This window comes from Achromobacter mucicolens (assembly GCF_029866465.1).
Classification (GTDB): Bacteria; Pseudomonadota; Gammaproteobacteria; order Burkholderiales; family Burkholderiaceae_B; genus Achromobacter; species Achromobacter mucicolens.
Genome location: NZ_CP123364.1, coordinates 4,676,330 through 4,694,587 on the forward strand (window position 1 = coordinate 4,676,330; position 18,258 = coordinate 4,694,587).

The 18,258-nt window shown below is 59.6% G+C and carries 14 protein-coding genes; 5 read left to right on the top strand and 9 right to left on the bottom strand.

All coding sequences use genetic code 11. The features are described 5' to 3' along the window. Positions 1-99: 99 nt before the first annotated feature. From QEP15_RS21375 to QEP15_RS21385, 3 genes are all read left to right on the top strand, one after another. Positions 100-645: a DUF3455 domain-containing protein gene (locus QEP15_RS21375; protein ID WP_280148016.1), complete on the top strand. Its 546-nt coding sequence runs from the start codon at positions 100-102 to the stop codon at positions 643-645. Positions 646-754: 109 nt separating this feature from the next. After that, complete coding sequence (locus QEP15_RS21380; RefSeq protein ID WP_226847074.1) at positions 755-1,324, top strand: sigma-70 family RNA polymerase sigma factor; 570 nt, start codon at positions 755-757, stop codon at positions 1,322-1,324. Next, entirely contained in the window at positions 1,321-2,046 is a 726-nt protein-coding gene (locus tag QEP15_RS21385; RefSeq protein WP_280148017.1) for an anti-sigma factor, read from the top strand. The genes QEP15_RS21380 and QEP15_RS21385 overlap by 4 nt, the downstream gene beginning before the upstream one ends. Before the next feature lie 10 nt (positions 2,047-2,056). Here QEP15_RS21385 and QEP15_RS21390 read toward each other — a convergent pair whose 3' ends face one another. Then, the gene (locus QEP15_RS21390; RefSeq protein WP_280148018.1) at positions 2,057-3,022 is read right to left on the bottom strand and encodes a Bug family tripartite tricarboxylate transporter substrate binding protein; all 966 of its coding nucleotides are present in this window, start codon (positions 3,020-3,022) and stop codon (positions 2,057-2,059) included. Positions 3,023-3,074: 52 nt separating this feature from the next. Next, positions 3,075-4,586, bottom strand: a complete 1,512-nt coding sequence (argH, locus tag QEP15_RS21395) for an argininosuccinate lyase (RefSeq protein ID WP_280148019.1) — start codon at positions 4,584-4,586, stop codon at positions 3,075-3,077. Positions 4,587-4,733: 147 nt separating this feature from the next. Between argH and QEP15_RS21400 the strand changes: the two genes are divergently transcribed. Continuing rightward, a complete protein-coding gene (locus tag QEP15_RS21400) occupies positions 4,734-5,600 on the top strand; it encodes a LysR family transcriptional regulator (protein WP_425285967.1) in 867 nt (288 codons plus the stop codon). Between the two features lie 15 nt (positions 5,601-5,615). Here the strand turns inward: QEP15_RS21400 and QEP15_RS21405 are convergent, their stop codons facing one another. After that, positions 5,616-7,217: a hypothetical protein gene (locus QEP15_RS21405; RefSeq protein WP_280148020.1), complete on the bottom strand. Its 1,602-nt coding sequence runs from the start codon at positions 7,215-7,217 to the stop codon at positions 5,616-5,618. 101 nt (positions 7,218-7,318) lie between these two features. Between QEP15_RS21405 and blaOXA the strand changes: the two genes are divergently transcribed. Next, a complete protein-coding gene (gene blaOXA, locus QEP15_RS21410) occupies positions 7,319-8,164 on the top strand; it encodes a class D beta-lactamase (protein WP_280148021.1) in 846 nt (281 codons plus the stop codon). A gap of 218 nt (positions 8,165-8,382) precedes the next feature. On the opposite strand, the gene QEP15_RS21415 is transcribed toward blaOXA, so the two are convergent. The 6 genes from QEP15_RS21415 to QEP15_RS21440 form a co-directional block, all read right to left on the bottom strand. Then, positions 8,383-9,411: a glycosyltransferase family 4 protein gene (locus QEP15_RS21415; protein WP_253854668.1), complete on the bottom strand. Its 1,029-nt coding sequence runs from the start codon at positions 9,409-9,411 to the stop codon at positions 8,383-8,385. A gap of 157 nt (positions 9,412-9,568) precedes the next feature. Further along, the gene (locus tag QEP15_RS21420) at positions 9,569-11,014 is read right to left on the bottom strand and encodes an ArnT family glycosyltransferase (RefSeq protein ID WP_280148022.1); all 1,446 of its coding nucleotides are present in this window, start codon (positions 11,012-11,014) and stop codon (positions 9,569-9,571) included. Beyond that, complete coding sequence (locus QEP15_RS21425) at positions 10,998-12,032, bottom strand: glycosyltransferase family 2 protein (RefSeq protein WP_253854664.1); 1,035 nt, start codon at positions 12,030-12,032, stop codon at positions 10,998-11,000. The genes QEP15_RS21420 and QEP15_RS21425 overlap by 17 nt, the downstream gene beginning before the upstream one ends. A 130-nt stretch (positions 12,033-12,162) precedes the next feature. Beyond that, on the bottom strand, positions 12,163-15,312 hold the full coding sequence (locus QEP15_RS21430) for a CusA/CzcA family heavy metal efflux RND transporter (protein WP_280148023.1): 3,150 nt from the start codon (positions 15,310-15,312) through the stop codon (positions 12,163-12,165). A gap of 12 nt (positions 15,313-15,324) precedes the next feature. Beyond that, positions 15,325-16,797 (bottom strand): efflux RND transporter periplasmic adaptor subunit, encoded by a 1,473-nt coding sequence (locus QEP15_RS21435; RefSeq protein WP_253854660.1) that lies wholly within the window; start codon positions 16,795-16,797, stop codon positions 15,325-15,327. A gap of 12 nt (positions 16,798-16,809) precedes the next feature. Then, positions 16,810-18,069, bottom strand: coding sequence for a TolC family protein (locus QEP15_RS21440; protein ID WP_253854658.1), 1,260 nt, complete (start codon positions 18,067-18,069; stop codon positions 16,810-16,812). Between the last annotated feature and the right edge of the window lie 189 nt (positions 18,070-18,258).

Consider the following 18,258-nt stretch of genomic DNA (forward strand, 5'->3'; position numbering starts at 1 on the left):
GCCGCCCTGCATCCAATCGCGTCTCCCGCGTGTAGTACCTGCAACGGCGCACATTCCGTGCGCCGTATCCGCAAATTCCTTTTGCGCAGGAGACCGCTCATGACGACTCGCCCCACCCCCGCCACCGGCCTTTTCACCGCCGCCCTGCTGGCTGCTTGCGGCATACTGCAAGCCCCGGCCATGGCCGCCTCGCAAGACGCCCTGCCCGCCGCCGTCCAAGTGCCCGCCGGCCACAAAGTGGCCTGGGAAACCGTGGGCACCGGCGAAATTACCTACGAATGCCGCGCCAAGGCCGACGCCAAGGATCAAATGGAATGGGTGTTCGCCGGTCCGAAGGCGGTCCTGAAAGACCGCCAAGGCAAGCAGGTCGGCACCTATTACGGCCCGCCCGCCACCTGGGAGGCCGCGGACGGCTCCAAGCTGACCGGCACGCAGGTCGCCGTGGCGCCGGCCGGCGCGGGCAATTTGCCCTATCAACTGGTCAAGGCCAATCCCGCCATGGGCGCCGGCGCCATGACTGGCGTCGCTTACATCCAGCGCACGGCGCTCAAGGGCGGCGTGGCGCCTCAGAAGCCTTGCACCCAGGCCGGCCAACGCAGCCAGGTGTCGTACCAGGCCGACTACATCTTCTGGAAGGCGAACTGACACCAGGCGGGCCAAGGCGGCGGGAGTCCGGTAACATGTGCCCGGACCCGCCGCCGCTGCCGGGGCTTGCCAGCCCGGTCCGTGCCCCTCACCCCCCGCCCCCGCGCGCATGCCAAACCGACCTGTTCCGGATTTCGATTACGAAGCAGCCCTCGAGCAGTGCGCCGCAGGGCGCCGCTCGGCGCTGGAAGCCCTGTACCGCCACGAAGGCCCGCGGCTGCTGGGCGTCGCCCAGCGCATCGTTCGTGACCGCGCCCGCGCTGAAGACATCGTGCACGATGCCTTCGTCAATATCTGGAACCGGGCCGGCAGCTTCGACGCCACCCGCGGCTCGGCGCGTGGCTGGCTTTACAGCGTGGCGCGCAACCTGGCGCTGAACGCCGTGCGAGACGGCCGCCATGAAACCGCCGTCGACGACGACACCGCCGCCGCGCTGGATGCACGCGAAGCGATCGACGCCTGGCACGACACACGCGAGGCCTTCGACTGGCGCGACAGCGCCGGCCGCATCGGCCCCTGCCTGGAACAACTGGAACCCGTGCGCCGCAACTGTGTGCTGCACGCCTACGTGGACGGCCTGTCGCACAGCGAAATCGCCCAGCGCCTGGGCGCGCCGCTGGGCACCGTCAAAGCCTGGATCAAACGCAGCCTGAAAGCGCTGAAGGAATGCCTGGCATGAGCGCCCCGACAGTCCCCCCCGAAAACCTGGACGAACTGGCCGGCGAGTACGTGCTTGGCACCTTGTCCGGCGCGCGCCGTCAGGAAGTCAACGCCCGCCTGCCGCACGATGCGGCCCTGCGCGCCGCCGTCGACCGTTGGGAAGCGCGCCTGCTGCCGCTTACCAGCCTGACCGAGCCGATCGAGCCCTCGCCCGGCCTGTGGCCGCGCATTGCCAAAACGCTGGACCGCCAGCACGCGGCCCGGCAAGCCGGCCAGTCCACGCGTCCAAGCTGGTGGGATAGCCTCTTCTTCTGGCGCGGCGCAGCCGCCAGCGCCCTGGCCGCCGCATTGGTCCTGGCTGGCACGCTCGCGCTACGGCCAGCGCAAACGCCAGGTCCCGTGCAGTACATGGTGGTGTTGGTCGCGCCCCAATCGCAGACGCCAGGCTGGGTGGTGCAGGCCAGCGCGGGTCAGCGCGAGGTGCAACTGGTGCCGATCGCGGCCATGCAGGTGCCGGCCGATCGCGCGCTGGAATTCTGGACCAAGGCGGACGGCTGGGCCGGCCCGGTGTCGCTGGGCCTGATCAAACCCGGCGAGCCGGTGCGCATCCCCCTGGACAAGCTGCCCCCGCTGGAGGCGAACCAGTTGTTTGAACTGACGCTGGAACCGCCCAATGGCTCGCCCACCGGCAAGCCGACCGGTCCGATTCAGTTCATCGGCCGGGCGGTAAAGGTGATGTAGCCAAAGGGTCCTAGTCGATCTTGGCGCCAGAGTGCGCCACGATCGGCGCCCATTTGATCCGGGCCTCCTGGATCCGGCTGCCGAACTCAGCGGGCGTGGACGTAAGCGGCGTGGCGCCAATGTTCAGGATCTTTTCTATCGTTGCCGGCTCCTGCGAGATCTCGGTGATGGCCTTGGAGAGCGTCGCCAACGTCTGCGCCGGCAGGCCTTTGGGCGCGGCCACGCCGAACCACACTTCCACGTCATAGCCCGGCACGCCCGCCTCGGCCATGGTCGGCACGTCCGGCAGCAGCGGCGAGCGCTTGGCGCTGGTCACGGCCAACGCTCGCAGGCTGCCGGCCTTCACGTGCGGCAACGAGCCGGGCAGATTGTCAAACATCAACTGGATCTGATCGGCCAATAGATCCGCCATCGCGGGGCCGCTTCCTTTGTACGGCACATGCGTGAAGGACGTGCCCGTCATCGACTGGAACAACTCACCCGACAGATGGTTGGTCGTACCGTTGCCAGCCGAGCCCATGTTCAGACTGGCCGGCTTGCTCTTGGCGTAGGCCGCAAGTTCTTCCACTGTCTTGGCCTGCACCTTGGGATTGACGACCAGGATGTTGGGCACACTGGCAAATTGCGCGATCGGCGTGAAGTCCTTCTCCGGGTCGAACGGCAGCTTCTTGTAGAGGGAAGGATTGATCCCCAACGTGCCCTCGGTGGCGAACAACAGCGTGTATCCGTCGGCGGGCGCTTTGGCGACCAGGTCCGTGCCAATGTTGCCGCCCGCGCCCGGGCGGTTGTCGGCCACCACTTGCTGGCCAAGCTTCTCCGACAGGCGCGCCGCCAGCACGCGGCCCAGGTTGTCGGTGCTGCCGCCCACGGCGAATGGAATGATCAGCCGAATCGGTTTTGTCGGATAGGCATCCGCAATCGCAGCGGAAGAAAATGCCAGCGCCGAGACGGCGGCAATCGTGATGGCAAGCTTCATGGTGGAACCCCTTGTGTAATAAGAATAGGAAAGCCGTGATCCCGGCTCGGCCTTAGTCCAGCGGCGCCATCGCAAGCACCGCGATCTCTTTCTTCAACGTGGACCTTGCCGCGGCAATCGCCTCGCGCCGGGACGCCGCCAGGGACCGGGAGCCAGCCAGCGCACGGCGCAGGTCTTCAATGCGCTTCGACAATTGCGCAGGCGCGGGGCCGCCATAGGCGGAACGGGCCTGCACGCTCGCCTGCGGATCCAGACAACGTTGAACGGTTGCCGCATCAAGATGGATGTCGCGTCCCGTCTGTTCCGACGCCGCGGCGTTCACCATCTCGACGGTAATTTCATCGGCACACAACTTGGCTTCAATGGCTTGGTACACCACGGCGCCCACCGCATGATGCGCTTCCCGGAACGACAGCCCCGATTCACGCACCAGCGCATCCGCCAGATCGGTCGCCGTGGAAAAGTCGGTCTTCGCTCTGCGCAGCATGGTCTGTTCGACGGGCTCTGCGGCGTCCAGCACCAGCCGGAAAAGCGCCAGGCAGCGAACGCACTCGTCGGCCGATTCCCAGAAGCTGCGCATGCTCTCCCTGTTGCCATCGCCGCTATGCGTGAAGTGCGTGCCCTTCACGGCGGTCATCGACGCGGTGAACAGGGCGATCAGGTGGCTGGTTTTACCTTTCAGATACTCGACCACCACCGGGTTCTTCTTCTGCGGCATGATGCTGGACGTGCCGGCCACACGATCGGGAAAATTGATGAGCCCGAACTCAGGGGTAGCCCACACATAGAAATCCTGCGCGATTCTTCCCCAGGTCAACGAGGCGATGGTCATCGCCGACATCAGCTCCCAGGCAAAATCCCGCGAAGCCACGGCATCCAATGAGTTGTCGACGCAGCGGTCAAAGCCCAGCAGACGCGCGGTCTCTTCGCGCTGGATGGGAAACGTTGTTCCCGCCAGCGCACCAGCGCCCAACGGGCATGCGTCGATATGCGCCAACGCCTGTTCGATGCGGGCCGCATCGCGGGCGATGGCATCGGCCGCGGCGGCCAGGTAGTGGCCATAGGTGATGGGTTGCGCGGATTGCAGATGGGTGTAGCCGGGCATGACCACGCCGGCATACTGCTCGGCGCGGGATATCGCGACCTCTCGCACGGCATTGAGCGCGTCAAGCACGTTCAAGCCGGCGTCGCGCGCTCGCAACCGGTCATGCGTGGCAAGGATGTCATTGCGGCTGCGCGCCACATGCAGGCGGCCGCCCACTTCCGATCCCGCCAGGCCCATGAGGTGGGCTTCATAATTGAAGTACGCATCCTCCCGCTGCGGGTCCAGCGGCACCGCAGCGGCGCCATCGCGCTCCATTCGCTGCAGCGCGCGGGCCAGGCTGATGGCCGGCTCTCGCGGCATCAGGCCCGCGCGCAACAGCATCAGCAGATGCGCTTGATTGATATCCGAGAGGTAATCAAAGCCACTACCGAACTCGCGATTCAACCGCGGCAGATATATGTGGTCGCAGACTTCCTGCGCGGTGGCTTGCTGCAATCTGCGACTGACCTTCGATTCCATGATCTTCCTGCTCCTGTTGCCCGTGCAAGGCGCCCGATCCGATGTATGGCTGGAGTATGAAAATCGACCGACATTACGTCAAATGACAGTATTCGGCTTACGCATGCAGTTTTGATATGCTGCGACTCACATACGGGGGATTCAAGGATGAAGTTCAAACACATCGAGACGTTTCGCGTGGTGATGCTGACGCGTTCCATGACGCTGGCTGCGGGTGAACTCCACACCTCGCAATCCAATATCAGCCGGGTCATCGGGCAACTGGAAGCCGCCACCGGATTTCGATTGTTTGAACGCCGGCCGGGCGGACTGATTCCCACGCCGGAAGCCGAAGCGTTCTACCGGGAAGTGCAACGCGCATTTCTTGGCATGGATGCGTTGGCCGATGCTGCGCGTCTGATTCGGCAAGTGGGCCCCGGCACGCTGCGTATCGGCGCCGTGCCTTCCATCGCCATGAGCGTCATGCCGGAAGTGATGCGCAAGTTCCGGCAGCACTACCCCGACGTGCCGGTCTCGATTCACACGGGCGACTCGCCCACCGTCGCCAAGTGGACCGCAACGCGCTATTGCGACGTGGGCCTGGTCTCGTATCTGGCCGATACGCCCGGGGTCGCCGTCGAACTCTGGGCGGAGGATGAAGGGGTTTGCATCGTACCCAATGGGCATCGATTGGCACGCAAGCGACGGGTAAATGCCGGCGACCTTGATGATGAGCCGTTTGTCTCGCTGACCCAGGGCGACGGCACGCGTGCCGCGATCGATGCCGCATTTGCGCCCGATCGCCGCAAGCTCATCCTGGATACGCCCTACGCGGCCACGATCTGTCGCATGGTGGCGATGGGGCTTGGGGTAAGCGTGGTCAATCCGCTTGTGATGCGGACCTTGAAGATTCCCGGCGTCACCAGCTTGCCGTTTTCGCCGACGATCGTGTTCTCGCGCTATATCCTTGCCGCGCAGCAACAGGCCGAGTCAAGTTTGACGGCGGCATTTCTGGGGTGCCTGCGCGAGGAGTAATGCGAGGAACGCCAATCACGCCAGCTTCTTGCCGTTGCGCGAAGCCGCCGCATCCTTTGCGGCGATCTGCAGCGGCTCCGGCAATGCCTTGAGGCTTTCCCTGAAAAAGCGTCGTTGGCCGGGACCCAACCCTTGGACGATGTGCGCCAGCCGCTCCACCGCCGCAAACACCTCACGACTCAGCCCCTTGCTGTGCGTGCGAAACCACACAAATTCAAGCAGCAGGTTGGCCACCTGATGAGCCCCATAGAAAACCCGGCCCGCATCATTCTCCTCAAGCGTAAACGCCGCGACATTCGACCAGTCTGCGTAGCCCTTGGCGCGCGAGAAGGCGGCTTCAAACGGCTTGACCGCCTCCAGCATTTTTTCTACCGGAAGGGGCGATTGCGATTGAAAGCGCTTTACGTCCCCGCTCCTGTCGTCGCAACCGCCACGCGCGATGCGGAGCACGAATACCGTATTCCAGGCAGAACTGCCGCCCACGCCGAAGCGGTCGCATATCCATTCCGACAGCCCCAGCCAGCGTAGCGACGTTCCTTGTACCGAATGAACGTCCTGGTCGTTGATGACAGCCAGCAATCGCTGCTGCCAGAACAGCCACAACGTCCATCCGATGTTTGCCGCCACATCCTGAGCCGCCTCGACAGAGTCCGCCTCGTAAGCGGCCTGCAGCGCTTCCGACAAGGCGCTAATCGCCTTCTCCGCCTCGTTCATTCTCAAAACTCGATCCGCGCCTTTGTCTTCCAGAGCGCTGCCTTTGTGCAGCAGCGCACGCAGATTCAGATACTCAAATCGTACGCGGGGGTTATAGCGAATGACCGGCGCCAGAAACTGGTCTGCCGCCAGACGGTCCAGCCCGGCATGGGATTGCCGGATATCCCCGCGCGCATAGCTATTCCAGGCTGTGGCAACCGACGCCATCGCCGACAAGGTCGGCATGGATGGACCGACGGCTTCCGACTGGAGAATCTTTCCCAGCCGGTTTAACGCGGCCTCGCTACGCCTTACGTTACCGTGACGACGCCATGCCAGACTCTCTTTCAGTATGGCCAACGCTCGCTGAAAGTCGTCCAGCGCCGTTCGGTCGGCTGCCCGATAACTCGCCGCCCAATTCATACCCGTTGTCGCCATGCCATCTCGCGCCAGCCGCATGGCCTCGGTAAGGTGATTCCAGTAATCCCCCTCCTGGGTCACGTATTGCAGCAGATCTGCGCGCGGGGGCACCTGCCCACTCAGTCCGAGAAAGTTCGCCACGAGGTCCAGGCTTGCCGGCGCCGCACCATGACGGCACAGCACTCTATCTGCCTGCGCTTGCGTCATCCAGAAGGGTCCCTGGCTGCGCCGTGACGCATTGAGCAGCGCAGGCGGCAGGTCAATGGCGCTTCCCCACCCCACCTCCACGCCCCACGCCGCGAAATCCCGAAACGCGCGGGAAACAAACATGCGCAAGTTGGCGTTCCCCGGATATCGGGCCTGCAATGACGACCCGGGCACAGCCCCCTCACCCGTCTGCTGCGCGTACCAGACCCTTAGCAGCAGCCAAACCGACTGATACCGCGCAGGCTTGCCGTCCACAAGCAGTGGACGGTCCAAATCGATTTGGATGTTCTGAGTCATGCCGCCATGTTACAGGCGTTACGGCACCTTGATTGGCGCTCATCAACCCCACGCATATTCTGGCGGCCGCATGCATCCCGCATGACAATCACGGAGATAACATGAATTCGAAATTTCGTCGGTTTGCCAAAGCCGCCTTTCCGCTGCTGATGACGTTGCTCGCGTCCGCCGGCGCGCACGCCGAATTACCGCAGGTCGATATCGGCGCGAGATTCCGGGAGGAACAAGTTGAGGGCACGTTCGTCCTGCTTGACGGACAGACCGGAGCATTTCAGCGCTACGACGAGGCCAGGGCCGATAAGCGGTATCTGCCCGCATCCACCTACAAGATTCCCAACTCGCTTATCGCGCTGGAAACAGGCGTCGCGAAAGGCAAGGACTTCGAAATCGAGTGGGACAGCAAGCGCAACCCTCGCCAGCCATGGTGGCCGGCGGCATGGGCGCAAAACCATACGCTTGAATCGGCGCTACAGAACTCCGCCGTCTGGTATTACCAGGAAATTGCCAGGCGCATCGGCGCCGAACGTATGCAGGCTTATGTCGACCGGTTCAACTACGGAAATCGAGACATTTCTGGTGGCATAGACAAATTCTGGCTAACCGGTGGGCTCAGAATCTCCGCAAACGAACAGGTGGAATTCCTGCGCCGGTTCTATGTCAATCAATTCGGCCTGTCCGAGCGGACGGTGCAGATGACCAAGGACATCCTCGTCCTGGAAGAGACACCTGACTACCGTCTGAGCGGCAAGACGGGTTGGGCCGGACTTGGCGAACCTGGTGCGCAGCAGACGGGATGGCTGGCGGGCTACCTGGAGCGCGAGGATAAGGTTTTCTATTTCGCGCTTAACGTGGACGTCAAGAAAAAACAGGATGCCGCTGCGCGCATGAAGATCGTGCGCGCTGTGTTTGGGGATCTGGGATTGATGGGCACTGCTACACCCAAGTGAACTCCGCAGTCCGACGAATCTGAGAGGTTTGGCGTTTCCAGGTAGGGGCGGCATCGGGCACGGCTTCCCCGTTCTTTCCCCGGAGTTGGCCTCGAGTCCTTCTGGCCGGTTGCGGACGTTGGTCAACGGCCGCAACCGGCCAGAAGTGAACGAGCAGGAGTTGCCATCTCATGTGTGTGCGTCCTTCGCCGCGACGCCCATATGCATCACTGGCGCATCTACCTTGCCGCTCGCCACTCCAGGTTCAGCCACCCAAGATAGGCATTCTCAATAGATTCAGCCATTGTCGCCGCACTGAACCTTTCCCGGAGCGCAAAGTTTGCTCGTCCAGCATTGCCAAACCGGTCGCGCAGTCTGCCGTCTACGATCAGCTTACCGATTACCGAACGGAGTATCAGCCGATCAAAAGGAAGCACCACATAACCCGTAACCCCGTTTTCTATAACTTCCGGCAGACAACCAACTGCCGTGGCTACCACCGGTACACCAGACGCACATGCTTCGACAAACGTGGATCCCAACACTTCGCACTCCGGCACCATTGCGTAAATATCAACCGCGTCTAACAGGTCACCACCGCATAAGAAAAAATCGGGAAAGTGGATCCTTCCTGTCAGCCCAATTTCGACCGCACGTCTCCGTAGTTGGTTGAGTCGGGGCTCATGCAGGCCACCAAGCACCAAGTGAACTTGTGGGTGGACCTCCATCAACGGGTACATCGCCTCGACGAGAATTCGAAGCCCTTGCGCATCCTGATCGTCGGCAACGTTTCCAATGACAATCGCATCGCCGGGAATGCCGAGTTCTTCGCGCATCGAAGGCATCGCTGGCCTGGGATACGGAATGTCCAGGCCTGTAGGAATAGTCCGAACACGCTGCTCGAGATGACCGCGTTCGAGGTATCGCTGACGCTGATAAGTGCTTACGGTTATCACATTACCGCTCGCCGCGCCGCGGATTCGCGCCACGTGCTGTCTGTTTTCCCGGTGATGTGTTCTGACCACCAATCGTGATCGCGCTAAACGCGCGACCAGCGCGGCGCGCAGATCATCTTCCACCGAATGAGTGTTGACTACATCAAAGTCTCCTCCACGCAATATGCCGCCGATGCGAAATGGAATGCTTGCAGAAGCGATCAGCCCCTCCACCTCAATGCAGTGCGTTTTAAAGCCGTGATTTTGAGATCGCTGCCCTAGCGCAGATCTTGCCGCGCAAACCACCTCGAGCGTATGTCCACGATCGCGCATGGCGAGCATCTCATTGAGGATACGCAGCTCCTTGCCACCGAAGCCGCTGGACAGGCTAACGTGCAGAACCCTCAGGAGAGACCGTGGATGCCTCCAAGCGGACGCGCGACCAAGAAGCGCGAAGGCACGCTGATACTTCTTTAGCGCTGACACAGGCTCAGCCATTTACTCTGTAGAGCGCATAGCGACGACTTTGATAGATCGGCACCAACCGTTCTCTCACGCTTTCCTCGATTGAGGACTCTTTACCCTTTGGAATTGCTACGAAAGCAGTTTCACCCTTTTCCATGGACAGCTTTTCCAACTCACCCGGCGCAATTAGCTCTGCAGTGCCGCCCGAATAAAAGCGCGCGGAGAATGGGCGGCTATGCACAAAGTAAAGCCTCTGACCTTCACTCATCTGAGATTTCGCGACGGCCACTAATTGCTTCTCTGTCTTGAGCTTTGTGGGCGCCATGAGCGAGACCACCCCGAGACTAATTGCCGCAATCGGCGCTAGTGCACCCGTGACTACCAAGATCCGGACTAGACGCGGCAACGCTTCCGCAGGCGACAGTTCTTTGGCGAGCATTGCAAGAAGCAGCGCAAAAGCTGGCAGACTGGGCAACACGTACGTCCAGAGTATGTTTCCAGAGAAGGTGAAGAAGGTCGGAGCGGCAACGGCCCACAGCGCCAAGTAGCCGACGACCGGCGACCGACACGCCTGACGAGCCCGTGCCCTGCGAGAGGCATTAGCCACTACCCAAACCCCTAGCAGAATCCCGGCCCATCCCCATGGGAACGAAGCCAGTAGCCACTCAATCCAAATGCTGCCAAAGGGTCGCTCGTGCGCAGTACCATACAGATCTCCCTGCCAACCCGCGTCTACGAATCGCAGGAAGTGCTCACCCACTAAAAAGTACTGGACGAATCCGGGGGTCTTTAGCTCAGCGCAGATGTACCAGGGAACAGTCAGAGCGAGCATCACCAACGTGCCTGTTAACCAAGGAAGATTGGTCAGGTGCACCATACGATCTCGGCGAAGCGCAAGCCAAGGAACGAGGACTATCGCCACGAGGACGAGTGCGAGGGGCCCTTTCGACAACAGGCCAATTGCCATGCCCACAAAGAGCCCATAACGCCAGAATGGTGTCGGCGCTGTTGGCGCGATAAGGAACGCCAACATTGAATAGGTTATCCCTAGCGCAAAAAAGGAATCCGTGAGCACAGCGCCGGCCGCGGCGAGCGGTAGCAGCATGGAAGACAGTATGAGCGTGGTCCATCGAGCAGCCTGTCGATCAACCAAGATAGCGGTCGCTCGGTAGAGGATTACTGCGAGCGCAACCATCGCCAGGAATGAAGGGAATCTGACCGCGAATTCGGACCCGCCAAGGATCCTTATCCCCATCGCTTGGCTCCAGAATGAGAGCGGAGGCTTTCCCCAAAAAGGAACTCCAGGTTCGAACCAAGGAGTGATCCAATCTCCGGTTTCCACCATCAGTCTCGCTATCTCAGCATATCTCGGCTCCGAGGTATCGATCAGTGGCATCGCAGCCATTGAAAAAAGCCGAGCAATAGCGATGCCCGCCAGCCCCCAAAAAAACCACTTAGCCTTCAACTGCATTTTTCGTTTGAATCCCGGCGTGATGTGAGGCCATCTGCGTGGCTTTTTCGAGCACATCGCGCACTATGAAGATCGGACGCTGCTTCGTCTCCATGTATCCTTTTCCAACGTATTCGCCCAACAGCCCAATCGTCAGAAGCTGTATTCCACTTAGGAGGGTGATCATGGCTGTTAGTGATGGATAGCCAGGTACGTCGTGACCGAATACGATAGTTTTTAAAATTATCCAGAGGCCAAACGTGCCACCTGTCAACGCGACAACCGCTCCTACGCCAGTGGCCCAGCGCAGCGGAGCAGTTGAGAATGAGGTAATGCCCTCAAGGGCGAGACCGAACAGCGCAAAGTAGTTCCATTTGGTCTTGCCGGCGGCCCTGGGCGCGCGGTCATAATCGATCACTTTGGTCGGGAACCCGATCCAAGCATAGAGACCTTTCATGTAGCGGCACCGCTCCGGCATCTGGAGCAAGGCCTCTACGGCCCTACGACTCATAAGTCTGAAATCGCCGGTGTCTGCGGGAATCCTCGACCGGCTCAAGCGACTCATGATTCGGTAGAACGCATAAGCAGACAAGCGCTTCGCGAAACCCTCACCCTCACGCTTGCGCCTGCGCATCGATACGACATCGAAGCCGTCCTGCCATGCCTTGACCATTTCCGGAATCAGTTCCGGAGGGTCCTGCAGGTCGGCATCCAACATGATCACTGCCTCACCCCGCGCATGCGCCAGGCCAGCGCTCATCGCGGCCTCTTTCCCAAAATTTCTACTCAGGCGCACCACTCGAACTGTGGGATCCCGCTCCATCAGCGCAGTCAAGAGCATTACGCTTTTGTCCGTGCTACCGTCATCCACGAACACGATCTCGTAGGGCAGAGCCAGCTCACCGAGAATCTCTTTCAGCTTCGAGTGACAAATTGGCAAGACATCTTGTTCATTCAAGAACGGAATCACAATCGAGATCTGAATTGCGTTCTCCGCTTTCTTTTCGGCTTCTGCGGGGCCTGGTGGCAATGTAACCATGGGATCTAACCATTCGCTATCGAAGGCTGCCAATTTACGAAAGTGCGCTCGACAATCGTCGAACCTTGTAATTACATTTCCGCAAGCTTGGAGGAGGCCGGCCCCTCCAGGCTCGCGACAGTTCAGGCTCCTAGCCGTTTAGCTCCTCCTCCTCGGCGTCTGCATGATGTACCAAGCGATAGAGCGCGGGCAGAATCAGCAGCGTCAAGATGGTGGAGGAGATGATTCCCCCAATAACCACTGTGGCTAGCGGCCGCTGCACCTCCGCTCCTGTCCCCGTAGCGATAGCCATAGGTACGAATCCAAGCGAAGCCACCAGGGCGGTCATCAGCACGGGACGCAAGCGAGTCAAGGCTCCTTCTCGCACCGCGGTGTACAACGGCTTGCCCTCATCTCTCAAGGAGCGAATAAAGGACAACAGAACCAAACCATTGAGAACTGCCACACCACACAATGCAATGAATCCCACTGCAGCGGTAATTGACAACGGAATTCCCCTGATCCATAGCGCAAGGATTCCACCTGTCAACGCGAAGGGAATACCGGTGAAGACGAGTAGGCCATCCTTAACGTTTCCAAACATCGCGAACAACAAGACGAACACCAGAAGCAGGGCAACGGGGACCACAATCTGCAATCGCTTGGTAGCCGATTCAAGTTGTTCGAAAGTGCCCCCAAATGCTGTCCAGTAACCCGTCGGTACCTTGACCTGTTCAGCGATGGCCGCTTCCGCCTCGCCGACGAATGATCCGAGGTCTCTGCCGCGAACGTTGGCGCTGACCACAATCCTCCGCTTTCCATCCTCGCGGGAGACCTGGTTGGGACCAGGCGCCAAATCAAATGTCGCAACTTCAGATAGTGGTATGTAGGCCGTCTGAACCTGCCCCTCACCTCTCGGCAGCGCAATCGGGAGATTTTTGAGTGCCGTGATGTTCTCGCGGACCTTTTCTGGAAGTCGAACGACGATATCGAATCTGCGGTCGCCCTGGAAGAACGTGCCCGCCTCACGCCCCCCCGCGGCAATCGTCAGAGTGTCCTGGATATCCGACAGGCTAAGGCCATAGCGCGCTGCTTTAGCTCGATCGATCGACACGCTCAGCATGGGAAGACCCGTGGTTTGTTCCACTTTGACTTCCGAGGCGCCAGGAATCTTCTGGAGGACTTCAGCCACCTCAGCCGCAGTCTTGTTCAACACATCGTTGTCATCACCGAATATCTTCACCGCGACATCGCTGCGAACGCCAGAAATCAGTTCGTTGAACCGTAGCTGAATCGGCTGCGAGAACTCGTAGTTGTTCCCCGGAATGTTCTGTGCTTCACGCTGAATCGCCTCACGCAGCTCGGCATGGGACTTCTTCGGGGTCGGCCAGTCCTTTTCGGGCTTAAGCATGATGTAGCCATCGGAGATATTGGGGGGCATAGCGTCCGATGCGATCTCGGCAGTGCCGGTCCGCGCGAACACACGCTCGATCTCGGGGAACTTCTCCTTCAAGCGGGTTTCCAGCTGAACCTGCATGGCGACTGATTGCGTCAGACTTGTGCCCGGAATGCGCAATGCTTGGATTGCCATGTCTCCTTCGTTGAGATTCGGAATAAACTCGCTTCCCAAACGAGTGGCGATAAAACCGCACACGAGCAAGAACCCTAGTGCCCCCCCGAGCATGAGAGGAGTGCGGCGAAGTGCCAGGTCGAGCAGAGGTTCGTAGCGTCGACGTGCCCACGCCATTACCCGAATTTCCTTCTCTGAAACCTTCTTCCCGATGAACATAGCCACAGCCGCCGGCACGAACGTGACCGACAAAATCATGGCGCCAAGCAATGCCATCACCACGGTGAGAGCCATCGGGTGGAACATGCGCCCTTCCACCCCGCTGAGCGCGAATATTGGAAGGTAAACAACCATGATGATCAGCTGACCGTACAGCAGCGGACGTCGCGCCTCGCGAGCGGCCGCGAATACTTCGTGGAAGCGTTCGGAGCGAGTGAGGGGACGACCGTGATGCAGCTGTGCATGACTCAGCCGTCTGACGCAGTTCTCCACAATCACTACCGCCCCGTCGACAATGATCCCGAAATCAAGCGCCCCAAGACTCATCAGGTTTGCGCTGACCTTGTAGGTCACCATTCCCGTAAACGTGAACAGCATGGATAGCGGGATCACCATCGCCGTGATGATCGCAGCACGAATGTTTCCGAGAAAAACGAACAGGATCACGATCACCAAGATCGCGCCTTCAAGAAGATTCTTCTTTACCGTGGCGATAGCTTTGTCTACGAGATTGGTGCGGTCATAGACGGTGATCGCTTCTACCCCGTCGGGCAAATTCTTGTTTATCTCTTCGAGCTTTTTCGACACAGCCTGCGAAACAGCCCGGCTGTTCTCGCCAATCAACATGAAGACGGTACCAAGGACCACCTCCTTGCCATTGTCTGTCGCGGCGCCCGTGCGAAGCTCTTTCCCGATTGAAACATCCGCAACGTCACGAACGCGTATGGCTTGCCCATCTCTCGCGGTCAGGACAATATCCTGAATATCGGCTATCGACCGAACCTGGCCCGGAGCACGAATCAAGTACTGCTCGCCCTTTCTTTCAATATACCCGGCTCCAACATTCGCGTTGTTTCGCTCTAGAGCGGTGATGATGTCGGTGAGCGAGAGTCCATAGGATGCCAAGCGCTCGGTATCTGGCGCTACCTGGTACTCCTTTGCGTAGCCTCCGATTGAATTGACCTCGGTCACGCCTTTGACGTTGCGCAGTTGCGGCTTGATGACCCAATCTTGAATCTCGCGCAGGTCCGTGGCCGTATAGGGGGAACCGTCTGCCTTCTTTGCATCGGGTTTTGCTTCGACGGTCCACAGGAAGATCTCTCCCAATCCGGTAGATATCGGCCCCATAACAGGGGTGACCCCCTCCGGCAGGCTTTCCTTGGCCTCCTGCAGACGCTGATTGACGAGCTGACGAGCGAAGTAGATGTCTGTCCCATCTTCGAAAATCACCGTCGTCTGAGAAAGGCCATAACGAGACAACGAGCGAGTTTGCTGCAGCCCCGGCAGACCAGCCATCACGGTCTCGATCGGATACGTGACGCGCTGCTCCGTCTCCAAAGGAGAGTATCCAGGGGCGCTCGCGTTGATCTGGACCTGGACGTTGGTGATGTCCGGAACCGCGTCAATGGCCAGTCGCGAATAGTTGTACACGCCAACGGCGGCCATTCCGAAAGCGATGAACAAGACAAGCCAACGCTGCTCAATGGCAAAGCGAATTAGACGTTCAAACATGTGGGCTCCGACTCAATGCGCGTGATCTGCCGTTGCCTTGCCCAACTCGGACTTCAGCACGAAAGCATTGGAGCTGACGTAGCGTGTTCCGGCACTGAGGCCTGACACAATCTCCGCACTCTTATCTGTCGTCGCGCCTAACTTGACGGGCTGGGGGAGGAATCCCCCAGGAACTTCGATGAACACCGTAGGTTGTCCGTTTACATCCTGGATGGCGTCGCTCTCCACGGCTACTCCAACATCATTTCGCTCCACCACGACATTGACCGAGACGAACAGCCCAGGCCGCCACGCCATGTTGGGATTCTTCAGCGTCACCCTCGCAGTTGCCGTGCGGGTTTGCTGTCCAAGCAATGCACCTATATAGGACACTGTGCCGACCGCCTCCTCCGAAAAGGCGGTCGAGGTGACCTTTGCATCTTCACCAACCCTGACATCCCGCAGATCTTTGGGCGCGATTACGAATTCTGCCCATACCGTGCTCAGATCCGAGATTGTGAAGATGCTTGACGTGTCGGATAGCGCCTCGCCCAAAGCGATGTGCTTCTCGACGATGACACCATCAAAGGGCGCACGAATCTCAAGAAGATTTAAGTCTTTTGCGGACGGTTCCGCGCCAATTGCCCTGAGCTTCTGAGCCGCATTTTGCACGGCGATATCCGCCTCTTGAAGCGCAGTCTGCGCCTGTTGATAGTCCTGTTGGGCCGACACTTGCTCGCGCCACAACTTCAGCTCTCGAGCGTGCGTGGCGGCAGCCAATGCCCGGCGCTTCGTCGCAGCAAGCCACTCGCTTCTGAGCTCGGAGAGCGATGCACTTGATATGACCGCCAAGAGCTGTCCTTTTTTCACCTCTTGTCCCAGATCGGCCGAGACCTGTTGAACGGTTCCTGCGGCCTTCGGCACGACATGCGCAGTGCGATCTGCATTAAACCGGATCTCCCCGGGGAATCTCGTGCTCGACTCAAGGCTCTGAGCCTTGGCTTCACTTGTGCCAATTCCTGCCGCGGAAATTTGTTCAGGCGTGAGCGCCAGCAACCCCTCCTCTTTGTGCAACTCTGCGCGGATAGGGTCTGGCCTTCCTGGCAAGGAGACGCTAATTTCCACTTCGAAGAAGTGCGGCTCGGCGATAAGCTGATCGCTGACGAATCCTTCAGCGGCGGGGGTGAGCTTAAGCACCTTCTCCTCCCCATTCGGCCTTTTCAGAGTCGCGGTTGCCGTCAGGTCTCGTGCATTCATTGGCTTGCCTGCCTCCGCTATCCAGACCTTTAGCCGCGCCGCCTCGCCTTCCTCAACCAGACCCACCTCGATCGTGTTGTTTCCGTTAGTGGTTACTTCACCCTTATTCGGGCCCACTGCCACTTCGGAATGACTTTCCCCTGCGTGGTCAGATGGCTCGGCGAGACTCGGAGCTGGGATTAAAAATTGGAGGGAAAGCGCGACGGCAATGACGGTGCGACGCCGAACTAGCGTGAGATACGGGCTCATGTTCATCTCTGTTTATTGACCAAGGATGCGATCGATTTCGGCGCGGGCCGAAGCCGCGCGCGACAACGTCGTCAGGTAGGAAATGTTCCCCTGCGACAAAGTCCGCTGCGCGTCTAGGACTTCCAGATAGCCGACCTTGCCCGCCTCAAAGCCCTTACGCGCGGCATCGTATGCTTTCTGCGACGTAGGAATAACGGACTGGCGATAGTCGCTCGCGGAAGACAATGCAAGATCGTACGTAGAGGCGGCGGTCACCAAGTCAGCACTCAGTCGTGCCTCGAGCTCTCGGTAAGTGTCTTGCGCCTTGTACGTTTGCATGGTGGCGGCATAGACATTCCCCTGATTTCTGTCAAAAATCGGCAATGGCAAGGAGACCCCAAGTTGAGCCTTGTTGCGCCCCATTTCATTGTCGCGAGCCAGCCCACCACTTACGGTGATATCGGGATACCGCTTACTCTTCTCGACATTCAATTCGGCCTTGCTCACTTCCAACGCGAGACGTCCGGCAGCCAATCTCGGAGAGGCCAACAGAGCGCCTCGCAGCTCATCCAGCGTTTGACGTGGCGGAAGATCCTCAATCTCCGCACGCACTGTCGCGAATTTCGGAGCTGGCTCGTTCCACAGTAATGACAGTTCCCTGCGGGCAACGGTGAGTTCGTTTTCTGCTTGACGCACTTCAATCTGCGCCTTGGTAAGCTCGATGTCTGCTTTGTTTCTTTCCAAAGGCGCGGCCTTTCCTGAGTCCACCCGCTTTTGGGCCACGCGCAATGCCCCAGCCGCTACCTCGGCCATGTCGCGATTGACGCGCACCGTTTCCTGAGCGATTGCGACTGCAAAAAATCGAGACATGACGGACGTCTTTATCTCCGCTCTCGCAATCTCATAGTCACGGCCGGCCAAATTACTGTTCAGTTGAGCGGCTTCTGTGCGTGCTCGCCGCTTTCCGCCCAACTCAATGGGCATGCTGAGCATTGCTGTGGTCGTCCGCGTCGAACGCTGTTGGTCGTCGATGCTGACGTCGAGGGAAGGATTGGGCAGCAGGCTTGCCTGCTCCACCAGTCCCTTGGACGCCCCGAAATTATTCTTGGCTGCCGACAATTGGGGGTTCAACGAGTACGCGGCCTCCAGGGCCTCGGACAGCGTGAGGACGTTTGCCGACGCAATCGATGCGTCTTCCCGGGTGTACTTTTCTGGCGTAGTCTGTGCCCGAGCCTGCGGGCCGCACAGCGCGGCGACCATCAGGAACAATGGAAGCGACTTGAGGCGCATCATTCAACCTTGCTAGTGTCTGAGGAGATGTTGTTCCCTGAGCCGGGCTATCGCACGTGAGACACAATAGGAACGGCCAAGAGGGATGACCGCCCGTACTGTATCCAAGCGCCTTCGTCAGAATCCGGACCCCCAGATGACAATTTTGTAAGGTTGCCGTGCATTACAGATTCGTAATCTCGGTGAAGGTAG